This window comes from Leuconostoc sp. C5 (assembly GCF_056530425.1).
On the sequence record NZ_CP134351.1, the window covers coordinates 545,066 to 557,503 of the forward strand.

Genomic DNA, 12,438 nt, shown 5'->3' on the forward strand with positions numbered 1-12,438 from the left:
TGAAAATATATGAGTTATAAGTGCAATTCAACAAAGGAGTTTCAATTATGAGTTATCTAACTACAATTCTTCCCAGTTTATTGGCTGGACTAAAAACGACGCTAGGGGTGTTCTTCCTAACAATCATTGGATCTGTACCATTGGGAATTTTAGTATCCTTAGGGATGAAATCACCTTACTTTACAATACGTTGGTTGATTAACGGTTATATCTGGATTATGCGTGGTACGCCGTTACTTTTACAATTGATTTTTATCTACTATGGTCTTGGAATGATGGGTATAGCATTTCCACGATTTGAAGCTGCTATCATAGCGTTTATTATCAATTATGCAGCCTATCTTGCTGAAATTTTCCGTGGTGGACTACAATCAGTCCCAAGAGGGCAATATGATGCTGCTAAAGTACTTGGCTTTAGTAAAATACAAACATTTTTTAAAATAATTTTGCCACAAGTAGTCAAGATTGTCGTTCCTTCATTTGGTAATGAAGTGATTAACTTGGTCAAGGACACTTCTTTAGTTTATGTTATTGGCTTAGGTGACATCTTGCGAGCAGGGAATATTGCGGCTAGTCGTGACGTGACTTTGATGCCATATCTATTAGTTGGATTGATATATTTGATTATGACGGCGGTTGTCACATTATTATTGCGCCGTAGTGAAACAGTTTTGAATACATGGAGGTAATTTAATGTTAGAAATCAAAAACTTAACTAAAAAATACGATCAAAATGTGATCTTTAAATCCTTGAATTTAACAGTACATGATGGTGAAGTATTAAGCATTGTCGGCCCATCTGGCATTGGTAAAACAACCTTAATTAAAATTATGGCAGGATTAGAAACTGCAGACGATGGCGAAATTATTTTAAATGGTGAAAACATCGATATTAAAGGTGAAAGCTCCGATACGAATATTGGCATGATTTTCCAAGATTTTAATCTATTCCCAAACTACACAGTCATTGACAATATCACGTTAGCACCTATTAATGTTAATAAACAGTCTTCATCAAAGGCCGTTGAACAAGGGCAGGAGCTTTTGGAATCCTTAGGCATGTTAGATAAAGCTAATTTGTTTCCCTATCAATTATCTGGTGGTCAAAAGCAGCGTGCAGCAATTGCACGTGCACTGGCCATGAACCCGAAAATTTTGGCATATGATGAACCTACAAGTGGATTGGATGAAGCATCGACACACCAAGTCGCTGATGTTGTTAAAACGCTTAAGAAACGTGGTGTAACACAAGTTATTATTACGCACGATCAGCCATTTGCTGAAATGGTTTCTGATCGCGTGTTTGATTTTGCAACGGAGGTAAAACGCTAATGCCAAGCATGAAAAAGAAGATTGTTGTTAATAGTATTGTTGGTATTTTATTTATCGCACTGGTCGTTATGGCAGCTCTCTCTTTATCTAATAATTCCCAAAAAAGCAAAAGTACAGAACAGACAGTAGTGAAAACAGATCAATGGTCACGAATCAAGAGGGAAAAGCAAATTACGATTGGTCTAGATGATACATTTGTTCCAATGGGATTTCGCGATAAATCGGGTAAATTAGTAGGATTTGATGTTGATTTGGCAACCGCTGTGTTCAAAAGTTTGGGTATCAAGGTAAAATGGCAACCCATTGATTGGTCAATGAAAGAAACAGAATTAAATACCGGAAACATTGATGCTATCTGGAACGGTTATACAATTACAGATGACCGGAAAAAGAAGGTTGCTTTTTCAACACCTTATCACAAGGCAACACAAGTTCTTGTTACTTTAAAGAAAAGTAACATTAATAAGTTTTCTGATATGCAAGATAAAGTATTGGGCGATCAAACAGCTTCAAGTGGTGATCAAACTTTTGCACTGTATCCTAAAGTTTTGAAACAATATGTTAAAGATCAAAAGGTTATTGGCTATGATACATTTGACAAAGCATTCAATGATTTGAATGCGAGTCGCATTGATGGGTTATTGATTGATGAAGACTATGCACGTTATTATGTTGCGCATCAGTCTAACCCAAATGATTACACAATCACAACAGGTGGTTTCCCAGTAAATGACAATGCAGTTGGCTTCCGCAAAGCAGATAAAAAATTACGACAAGCAGTAAATAAAGAATTAAAAACTTATAAAAAAGACGGTCGTTTACAAAAATATAGTACGAAATGGTTTGGTAATTGACACATACTTTAGCAGCACCGTAATGGTGCTGCTTTTATGTTAGAATGGTATTAATAGTTTTTGTTGCGCTGGGGAGGGCAGTATGCTTAGGACATCTTTTTGGATTGTTATATTAATAGCATTGGTTATCAATACAATTATTTCATTTATTGCTGTTTTTCGGCAAAAACGTGAAATTGCTACAATTTGGGCATGGATGCTTGTGCTTTTGTTGTTACCTGTTGTAGGATTTGCCATCTTCTTTTTGGCTGGTAGTCGTATTTCTAGTAAAAAGATATTTCGCCTACGGACCCAAGAACAACGTGGTTTAGATCAGATTGCTTTAAATCAAAAAAAACAGTTACAAGATATTGAGAACTTACTTCCTATTCCATACAGTGCAACAGAATTGTTGAAATTATTTTTATCATCTGATCGCGCAGTTTTGACACGTGGTAATAAAATTACAATTTTTAGTGATGGACAAAAAAAGTTTGATAAATTATTCTCAGATATTAGGGCTGCAAAGGAACATATTCATTTAGAATATTTTTCTATTTTTGATGATAAAATAGGACATCAGCTAGTTGACCTATTAACTGAAAAAGCTGGTGAAGGTGTTGAAGTTCGCGTTATTTACGATCAGTTTGGTTCTCATGGACAACATCCTAAAATGTATAGACAATTACGTGCAGCTGGGGGTGTTGCTGTACCGTTCTTAATGCGACGCTTTCAGCTACTAACTTTGCGCTTCAACTTCAGAAATCACCGTAAAATTGCTATTATTGATGGTAAAATTGGATACATCGGCGGATTTAATGTCGGTGATCAATATATTGGTGAATCTAAAAAATTTGGTTATTGGCGTGATACTCATACTCGAATTATTGGGGATGCAGTATTATCATTGCAAAGTCGATTTTTAATGGATTGGAACGCCACCGCTGAAGGTAGAGAGTTATTGACCCAGACGACAAAGTACTTCCCTGAAAACTTCTCGTTACCAGGGAAGTCTATGGTTCAAATTGTTTCCAGTGGTCCTGATGACGATATGAAGCAGATCAAACAAGGTTACATGAGAATGTTTTCTTCTGCCCGTGAGAGCATAAGTATTCAAACCCCTTATTTCATTCCGGACGGTCCTGTGTTAGAAACGCTTGAAGTTGCTATTTTATCCGGGGTTAAGGTGAAATTAATGATACCTAATCAGCCCGATCATCCTTTAGTTTATCGGGCAACAGAATATTATGCTCAAGAATTAATTGATCTCGGCGCGACAGTTTACCGCTATGATGGTGGTTTTTTACATAGCAAGGTTGTGATCATTGATAACGAGGTAGCAACTGTCGGGTCAGCTAATATGGATATCCGTTCATTTTCTCTTAATTTTGAAGGCAACGCATTTATATATGATCCGGACTTTGCAGCTGATCTAGAAGATTTATTTGAGCAAGATGTATTAAAGTCCACAAAATTAACAATGGAATATTTTGAGAAACAGTCTTCCTGGATGAAGTTTAAGCAAAAGTTTAGTAGACTTTTCTCACCAATACTATGAAAAAAACAATTATTAATCACGGCGCGAATCTTGTGATTCTGCCAACCACACAATTTAAAACATTGCACATCGCCGTTGATTTTTCAACAGCAGTTGAGCCTGAGAACATTAGTGCACGTGCATTAGTGTCTTATTTGACTGCTGTTAGCTCGGCACGTTATAAAACACAACAACAAGTGGCGCAAAAAACAATTGATTTGTATGGTGCCCAATATCAAACTGATGTTTTCCGCATTGGTCAAACGCATCATGTACGCTTTACTTTGCAAATACCAGCACCCACCTACATAGTGGGTGGAAAACAGCTTCTGACCGAAGCTTTTGATTTTTTACGCGAGATGATATTTAATCCTTTGACGGAGAATCATGCATTCAATGAACAAGTATTTGCCAATGAGCAGCAAAGCCTAATTAATGAACTTGCCAGCGTTAAAGATGATAAAAGTCGTTACTCGGTGGCTAAACTTCGTGAAATAACCTATGATAAATCTGGCATGCGTGTATCCGCTAGTGGTAATGAAGAGACTGTTGCTCATTTAAATCCATCTGGTGTTTATCAAGCTTATCAGAACATGATCAACGACGATGCTATGAATATCGTTGTGCTTGGTGATATTAATCAACAGCAAATTATTTCATTGTTAGAGAAGTGGCCGATTGTGCCACATCAAGCTAAGGAAGAAAAAGAGCCATTTTATAGGCAAGCCTCTCGATTACATCTTAGTGAATTAGTTGAGCATAAAACTTCGATTAATCAGGCTATGCTTACCATGGCTTATCAATTAAATGTTAAACCATTTGATGATCAGCGTTTTGCTGTTATGGTCATGAATTCGTTGTTGGGTGGTACGCCACTATCAAAATTATTTATGAATGTGCGCGAGAAGGAGTCACTAGCATATAGCATCTATTCTCGTTGGCAACATGATACTGGATTTTTAACTATTGCGGCTGGCTTGGATACTACAAAAGTGCGTCAGACTGACACGATGATACAAGAACAAATTAAAGCCGTTCAAGAGGGCGACTTTGACAATCAAACAGTTGATGCGATTAAGATGAGCTTAATTAGTGATTACTTAAGTCAACGTGACTCACCTGCAAGTCAAATGGAAGTTGCTTTTTCTCGATTACTCACAAGAAGAGAAACGAGTGAACAGGAATGGATTGATCGCGTTAAGTCTGTGACTGCTGACGATATTCAAAATGCTGCTCAAAAGATATCGCTTCAAAGTCGTTATATATTATTGCCTGAGGTCTAATATGAAAACAAAACATTATCTAAAGCTAAAAGAAGATGTGATTACAGAAACGTTAGATAATGGTCTGTCAATAGTGATGGTTCCGAAGTCTAATTACCATAAAACTTTTGCTGTGTTAACAACGGCTTATGGTGCGTTAGAGCAAAAATTTGCTATCGATGATGCACAACCAATTCAGATTCCTGCTGGCACAGCACATTTTCTGGAGCACAAACTATTTGAAAAAGAAAATGAAGATGCATTCGCAAGATTTGGTGAATTGGGGGCTGATGCTAATGCATTTACCAATGCTTATCAAACAAGTTATCTGTTTTCAACTACTCAAAACTTAATACCAGCCTTAACACATTTATTAGATTTTGTTCAAACGCCTTATTTTTCAAAACAAACAGTAGAAAAAGAACAAGGAATTATTGGGCAAGAAATACAAATGTATGATGATGACCCTAATTGGGCACTCTATATGGGATTGTTAAATACATTATATCCTGACTCGTCAATTGCTAAAGATATCGCTGGAACCCGTGAAACGATTGCAACCATCACACCTGAACTACTATACGCTATTCATTCTGCATTTTATCAACCTACACAGCTGACACTACACATTGTGGGGCATTTTAATCCTGAAGAAATATTAGCAGTTGTTAAAGATAATCAATTCAAAAAAGATTTACGTCCTAAAAAGTTAACCCGTTTCCAGGAAAAAAATTTACCAGCAAAAGAACAACAATCAGAACGCTACTTTAATGTTTCGCGTCCTAAAGTTGCCTTTGGTATCCGACTTGATCAGAATCAGGTCGCTGGTATAGAAGCAACCAAACGTATTTTAATTGCTGATATTTTGGATGATTTATTGTTTGGCGAGCAAACAGATTGGTATCAGAATTTATATAGTCATGGTATTATTGATACAGAATTTGACACATCATTTGATATTATAAAACATTATCAGTATGTGAGTTTTTTTGCGGAAACGGACGATTATGACATTCTGACGCAAGAAATTCAAAGTCAAATTGACGATTATCAAAATGTTTTAGAAAACCAACAAAATGCTTTTGAGTCACTACGAAGAGCTACAGTTGGCGAGGGGATCCAGAAATTGAATTCCTTAGAAAATATGGCTTTGCAAGGTGATGATGTCTTGTTTGGAACTAATCTTTTTGATAAGATAGAGTTGTTACAAGATTTAACATTTGATGACATTCTTGTAACAGCGGATAAAATATATCGAAATGCTACGTTGCAACGATTTGTGTTGCATAAGTAGTCTTGTGGGCTATTATGAATGAAACTTTAACAAATCAAATAGGCGAGCAACTTAAGGCTGCTCGCTTAGAAAAACAATTATCATTGGATGATATCCAAGAAATTACAAAAATCCAACGCCGGTATTTATCAGCTATTGAAGAAAACAATCTTAGCGTTTTACCTGGTGATTTTTACGTTCGTGCTTTTATTCGGCAATATGCATTAGCTGTTGGGTTACATCCCGATGAGTTATTAGGAGAAACAAAACCAATTTCTATGTCTCGAACTAGCGACTTGAGCCGGGCACACAGGGATAATGATGGTATTGTTCGTGCTGGGATAGATAATACCCCAACAGCAAGATCACGGTTGGCAAACTCTATGCCAACAATTGGTTTAGGGCTATTGATTCTTGTGGCTTTAATAGTTATTTGGTTTGTATTGACACACATAGGAACCAATTCTCAACAGACATCTAACGGCGGTAATATCTCTGTTTCTACTTCTGAGGTTTCCAAATCCTCTAGTAAATCATCAGCATCGAAGTCATCTGCTTCTAGTTCCAGTGAGGAATCCTCGACACTTGATTTAGGTACACCAGAAACAAATACAAGTTTGCAGACGACAATCTATAATTTGTCTAATGAAAATACTAAAAAGCATACAGTTGTTATAACAGCAAAGAACACAGGTACTTCAGTTAAGGTCAATGATGCTAGTAGTAACATTTTACTAAATGAAACATTGGCTAGTGGCAGTAAAACAGTAGAAATTCCATCGGGAACAACGGCATTTAATCTACAATTTTCTAATGTTAATAATGCTTCAGTTACAGTTGATGGACAAAATGTCGAAGTAAGTGGTGCAACAACATCATTTTGGAATGTGCTTTTTAATCTCAATAAATAAAGGATGTATCATGAATTTACCCAATAAACTAACTGTTTTCAGAATTATTTTAATTCCAGTATTTATTTTATTGCTGACAGTACCATATGCTTGGTCTAATATCAGCTTTTTAGGAGCAACCATGCCCGTTAATTGGTTGATTGCCGCTGTTGTATTTGCAATAGCCTCTGCAACTGACTTCTTGGACGGTCAGATAGCTCGTAGCCAGCATTTAGTTACCAATTTTGGAAAGTTTGCGGATCCTTTGGCTGACAAACTTTTGGTTATGACAGCGTTGATTTTCTTAACGAGCTTCAATGTTGTTCCAGCTTGGATGACTGCGGTTATCGTTATTCGAGAGTTAGCCGTTACAGGTTTACGTACACTAATTGTTGAAAACAATGGCAAGGTTTTGGCAGCACAGATGCCAGGAAAGATAAAAACATTTTCACAAATGTTTGCTATTTTCTTCTTATATATTCACAACGCGCCATTTTCCATTATTAATTTTCCTATTGGGGATGTCTTATTGTGGGTTGCTGTTATCTTTACAATTTATTCTGGTATCGATTATTTTTGGCAAAATAGAAATGTCTTTTCTGATGGTATGTAAGGAACTAAAAGCGCTTTTAGCGCTTTTTTCGTATAATCAAGAAGAAAGCAAACAGAAACGAACAAATGTTCGAAAAGCACTTGCTTTTGACTCGCGAAAAAGGTACACTAATCAAGTAAGATAAAAGGAGTTAGCCGCAATGGTAGCAAAGAAAACGACTAAAAAAGACGATCAAGCAAAGAAAGATGGTCGTCGAGCCGCGCTAGATGAAGCGCTAAAGAAAATTGAAAAGAACTTTGGGAAAGGTTCAGTGATGACGTTAGGAGATAACGCGCTAACGCAGATCGAAACGATCCCTTCTGGTTCTGTTAAAATTGATGTTGCTTTGGGTGTTGGTGGCTATCCCAAGGGGCGTATTATTGAAGTATACGGTCCAGAATCATCAGGTAAAACAACCATCGCACTTCATGCAGTTGCTGAAGTTCAAAAGCAAGGCGGAACGGCTGCCTATATTGATGCTGAAAATGCTTTGGACGTTAAATATGCTGAAGCCCTCGGCGTTAAAAAAGACGAATTACTTTTGTCACAACCGGATACAGGCGAACAGGGATTAGAAATTGCTGATGCTTTGGTACAATCAGGTGCCGTAGATATGATTGTTGTTGACTCAGTTGCTGCATTAGTACCTCGTGCCGAAATCGAAGGTGAAATGGGTGATGCGCACGTTGGATTGCAAGCTCGTTTAATGAGTCAAGCACTACGTAAGTTAGCAGGAACCCTGAACCGAACGGGAACAATTGCTATTTTCATCAATCAAATTCGTGAAAAAGTCGGCGTAATGTTTGGAAACCCAGAAACTACACCCGGTGGTCGTGCACTAAAGTTTTATTCGACAGTACGTTTAGAAGTCAGACGTTCAACACAAATTAAAGACGGTACTGATGTCACTGGTAATTTGACAAAAGTTAAAATTGTTAAAAACAAGGTGGCTCCACCATTCAAAGTTGCTGAAGTTGATATTATGTATGGCCATGGTATTTCACAAACTGGTGAAATTCTTGATCTCGCTGTTGATCAAGATATTATCGACAAAGCAGGTGCATGGTATGCTTACGAAGGTGAACGAATTGGTCAAGGGCGTGAGAAAGCTAAAGACTATTTGGATGATCCTGAGCATGCCGCATTGCGACAAGAACTATATGTCAAGGTGCGTCAAGCATATGGTATTGATTCTAATGCGAATGGTACTGCCGTTTCAAATACGGAGGCTCAAGCAGAAAAATCTGATGAGCAAATTAATCTGCCGGATTTGGATACAACGACTGATGATTCTTTAACGGACGAACCAATTGTATAAATTACGTAAATATTGAGAAAAACGTTAGGTCGTTTTTCTTTTTTTTGTTACAATGCAAGTATAGAAACGCATGGAGATAGACATGACTAAGATACTTGTTGTTGATGATGAAACGGCAATTGCAACGCTGCTGCAATACAATTTGCAACAGAATGGTTACGAAGTAACAGTTGCATCGGATGGTTTATCCGCTTATCAAAAGGCAAAAGAGCAACAATTCAATGCAATATTGTTGGATCTAATGCTGCCAGAAATGGATGGCATGACCGTTTTAAAGCAGTTACGTCAAGATAAAGTTAGCACACCAATAATTTTGGTGACTGCAAAAGGGGATGAGTTTGATCGTGTGCTTGGCTTAGAATTAGGTGCAGATGATTATATCACTAAGCCTTTCAGCCCTCGAGAAGTTGTAGCAAGACTAAAAGCTGTATTACGTCGTTCACAAGTTAGTACAGATACCAACAAAACGGACGAAATGGTTATTTCTATACAAGATTTGCTCATCAATGATAGCAAAAAAACAGTTATGAAAGAAAATATTGTTTTGTCCTTAACGCCACGGGAATATGATTTATTATTATATTTTGCACAGCGATTGGGACGTGTAATTGATCGTGAAACAATTTTGACGGCTGTGTGGGGATATGAATATACTGGCGAAAGCCGTATGGTAGATATGCATATCAGTAACTTACGAGATAAGATTGAGTCAAATCCAAAGGCGCCTAAAATATTGAAAACAGTTCGCGGATTTGGATATACTATGACGAATTAGTGTTTTCATAAGACATATGTGGCGTTATTATAGTAAATGGCAAACTGTAGACATAGCGTCGGAGGTGAGCCATTTTTGTTTTGTAAATTTTTCTTTACACGCATTTACAAGAATGCGACCAAATTGTGGCGTGTTTCATAACATAACTCCCGTAATATATAAGTTGTAAACAAGGAGCGGCACCCAAGAGCCTCTACTACAACCTTGTTTCACTACATATTTCTAAGGGAGAAATCTTCATGAACAAAAAGATTGTAGGAATTATTGGTGGTATAGTGGTCATTGCGGCTGGAATAGCCTTGTATACTTCTGCTAATGATAAGTCCAGCGATAATAAAACAAGTACGACGTCATCTTCTAATGTTAGTGGAAAAGTGTTATCGTTAGGATCAACAGCATTACAGCCTTTAGCAGAGCAAGTTGCTAAGTCATTCCAAGAGAAAAATCCTAATGTAACAATTACAGTGCAAGGTGGTGGATCGGGTGCCGGGTTAAGTCAAGTATCTGATGGATCAGCACAAATTGGTAATTCAGATGTGTTTGCTGAAGAAAAAGATGGTATTGACGCCACTAAACTAGTGGATCATAAAGTAGCTGTGGTTGGTATTGCGCCAGTTGTGAATAGTGATGTGCAGATCACGAGTTTAACAAAAGAACAGTTGCGTAATATTTTTACTGGTAAGGTAACAAATTGGAAAGAAGTTGGTGGTAACGATGAAAAAATTGTCGTTATCAATCGTGCAACTGGGTCAGGAACACGGGCTGTTTTTGAAAAAAATATCTTGGACGGTCAGGATGCTGTACAAGCGACCGAACAAGATTCCAATGGCACGGTGCAAAAGATTGTCAAAACAACACCAGGATCGATTTCGTACCTGGCATTTGCTTACCTCGACTCTGACGGTATTAAGGCACTGGACTTAAATAAAGTTCATCCTAATAAAAAAAATGTTGAAGATAATTCATGGCCAATTTGGGCTTACGAACACATGTACACTAAGGGGAAGCCAACTGGGGCTACTAAGTCATTCTTAGAGTACTTCACGACCAAAGAGGTTCAAAAAAATATTGTACCTAAGCTAGGATACATTGGATTAACAGATATGAAAGTCACTCGCGATGCAAGTGGTAAAGTGACAGATAAATAAGTATATTTGATAAGGACAAGCAGAGTGCTTGTTTTTTTGTGCGTTACCGTTATGCAAATTCAAAACCATGATAGAATAAACTTATGAAGAAAAGAATTGGCAAAATAACCAGTATATATAGTCTAAATATTTTATTATTATTTATAGTAACTCGAGTGATCCACGTGTCTCATAATCAGCTCTACATATTAGTTATTATATTTTTTGTTGTAGCTAATTTTGAAGTATGGTTTTTAAATTTTTGGCAAAACAAAGAAACAGCAGAATTAACAATTATGAAGAAAAGAATGATTGCTACTTCAGCTGGAGAAACACCACGGGGTGTTTTAGCAGAACCAACATCTCCATACTACGAATTATTAGAACAATTCAATGAATTACAAAGTTATGTTCGCCATTCGCAATATAGTGCCAATCGTGAAATAAATAATTATCAGACATTATTGGCCAGCTTACCAGTGGGTGTCATTAATGTTAGTCGTCATCATATGATAGATGTTTTCAATCAAACCGCTGCCGATATGCTTGGTGTAGAGATGCCAGAAGTACCAATTTTAGACAGTTTAGTGATTCGTCAGTTTACGTTGTCAGAAATCATTAATCATACCTTTAACACCAATCAAAGGCAGCACTCCATTTTGAACTTGATGATTGATGGCGAGGCACGACAATATGATGTTAGCACATTATTTCATCAATCTGGATCAAATGCAGAAGTGATGGTTATGTTGTATGATTTGACAGAGGTATTGAAATTAGAGCGCATGCAAGCCGATTTTTTGGCAAATGCTTCGCATGAGTTTAAAACACCGTTGACTGCAATTACAGGATTTGTTGAGACGTTACAGGGTGACGCAGGGGCGGACGAAGAAACGAGAACCCAATTTTTGCAAATTGTGGCGGATGAGGCAAAACGTTTGTCAGCACTGGTTAATGACATATTGTCTTTGTCACGTATGCAACACAAAGTGGATGAAAAAATATCTAATTTGGAAATTTCAGCCATTGTTGAACAACAATTAGAAAAAATTGATACTAAAACGGTTACGGTACACAATGATATTGCGCCGGACTTTAGTGTGTCAGGTATTGCTAGTGATGTGTCTACTATCGTCCAAAATTTATTAACTAATTCGGTTAAGTATAATAAAATAGACGGTGAAGTTTGGATATCAGCATATAAAGACACGCAACAATGGCAAATAAAAGTCAGTGATTCGGGTATTGGTATTCCGTTAAATCAGCAGTCTCGTATATTTGAGCGTTTCTATCGTGGTGACGAATCAAGACAACGTAAAATAGCAAGTGGTACTGGATTGGGGCTCGCTATTGTCAATGAGATTGTGAACCAACATAATGGGGAAATCAATATTAAATCACAGGTAGGTGTCGGTACAACAATCAGTGTTATTCTACCCTTGTAGAAACGCGTCAAAACATTAAAATTGATGTTTTTTGTATGAAAACATCATGCTCTT

12 protein-coding genes are annotated in these 12,438 nt (G+C 37.1%); all 12 read left to right on the forward strand.

Annotated elements, in window-relative coordinates; all coding sequences use genetic code 11:
* Nucleotides 1-47: 47 nt before the first annotated feature.
* The 12 genes from RHP56_RS02845 to RHP56_RS02900 all read left to right on the forward strand — a co-directional run bounded on the left by RHP56_RS02845 (nucleotide 48) and on the right by RHP56_RS02900 (nucleotide 12,384).
* Nucleotides 48-689 carry an amino acid ABC transporter permease gene (locus tag RHP56_RS02845; protein WP_042252782.1) on the forward strand — a complete coding sequence of 214 codons (642 nt, stop codon included), beginning with the start codon at nucleotides 48-50 and terminating at the stop codon, nucleotides 687-689.
* A gap of 4 nt (nucleotides 690-693) precedes the next feature.
* Nucleotides 694-1,332 carry an amino acid ABC transporter ATP-binding protein gene (locus RHP56_RS02850; RefSeq protein ID WP_004164488.1) on the forward strand — a complete coding sequence of 213 codons (639 nt, stop codon included), beginning with the start codon at nucleotides 694-696 and terminating at the stop codon, nucleotides 1,330-1,332.
* Nucleotides 1,332-2,186, forward strand: coding sequence for an amino acid ABC transporter substrate-binding protein (locus RHP56_RS02855; protein ID WP_102753135.1), 855 nt, complete (start codon nucleotides 1,332-1,334; stop codon nucleotides 2,184-2,186). Before RHP56_RS02850 ends, RHP56_RS02855 begins: the two co-directional genes overlap by 1 nt.
* Before the next feature lie 82 nt (nucleotides 2,187-2,268).
* Nucleotides 2,269-3,723: a cardiolipin synthase gene (gene cls / locus RHP56_RS02860; protein ID WP_102753136.1), complete on the forward strand. Its 1,455-nt coding sequence runs from the start codon at nucleotides 2,269-2,271 to the stop codon at nucleotides 3,721-3,723.
* A complete protein-coding gene (yfmF, locus tag RHP56_RS02865; RefSeq protein WP_102753137.1) occupies nucleotides 3,720-4,985 on the forward strand; it encodes an EF-P 5-aminopentanol modification-associated protein YfmF in 1,266 nt (421 codons plus the stop codon). Before cls ends, yfmF begins: the two co-directional genes overlap by 4 nt.
* Before the next feature lies 1 nt (nucleotide 4,986).
* Nucleotides 4,987-6,258, forward strand: coding sequence for an EF-P 5-aminopentanol modification-associated protein YfmH (gene yfmH / locus RHP56_RS02870; RefSeq protein ID WP_042252789.1), 1,272 nt, complete (start codon nucleotides 4,987-4,989; stop codon nucleotides 6,256-6,258).
* 14 nt (nucleotides 6,259-6,272) lie between these two features.
* Nucleotides 6,273-7,148, forward strand: coding sequence for a helix-turn-helix domain-containing protein (locus RHP56_RS02875; protein WP_014324424.1), 876 nt, complete (start codon nucleotides 6,273-6,275; stop codon nucleotides 7,146-7,148).
* A 10-nt stretch (nucleotides 7,149-7,158) separates the two neighbouring features.
* Complete coding sequence (gene pgsA, locus RHP56_RS02880) at nucleotides 7,159-7,740, forward strand: CDP-diacylglycerol--glycerol-3-phosphate 3-phosphatidyltransferase (protein ID WP_010285285.1); 582 nt, start codon at nucleotides 7,159-7,161, stop codon at nucleotides 7,738-7,740.
* A 139-nt stretch (nucleotides 7,741-7,879) separates the two neighbouring features.
* Nucleotides 7,880-9,037: a recombinase RecA gene (recA, locus tag RHP56_RS02885; RefSeq protein WP_011679405.1), complete on the forward strand. Its 1,158-nt coding sequence runs from the start codon at nucleotides 7,880-7,882 to the stop codon at nucleotides 9,035-9,037.
* Nucleotides 9,038-9,119: 82 nt separating this feature from the next.
* On the forward strand, nucleotides 9,120-9,812 hold the full coding sequence (locus RHP56_RS02890) for a response regulator transcription factor (protein ID WP_011679406.1): 693 nt from the start codon (nucleotides 9,120-9,122) through the stop codon (nucleotides 9,810-9,812).
* A gap of 239 nt (nucleotides 9,813-10,051) precedes the next feature.
* Nucleotides 10,052-10,960 (forward strand): phosphate ABC transporter substrate-binding protein, encoded by a 909-nt coding sequence (locus RHP56_RS02895; RefSeq protein ID WP_011679407.1) that lies wholly within the window; start codon nucleotides 10,052-10,054, stop codon nucleotides 10,958-10,960.
* Between the two features lie 83 nt (nucleotides 10,961-11,043).
* The gene (locus RHP56_RS02900; RefSeq protein WP_102753138.1) at nucleotides 11,044-12,384 is read left to right on the forward strand and encodes a sensor histidine kinase; all 1,341 of its coding nucleotides are present in this window, start codon (nucleotides 11,044-11,046) and stop codon (nucleotides 12,382-12,384) included.
* Nucleotides 12,385-12,438 lie beyond the last annotated feature (54 nt).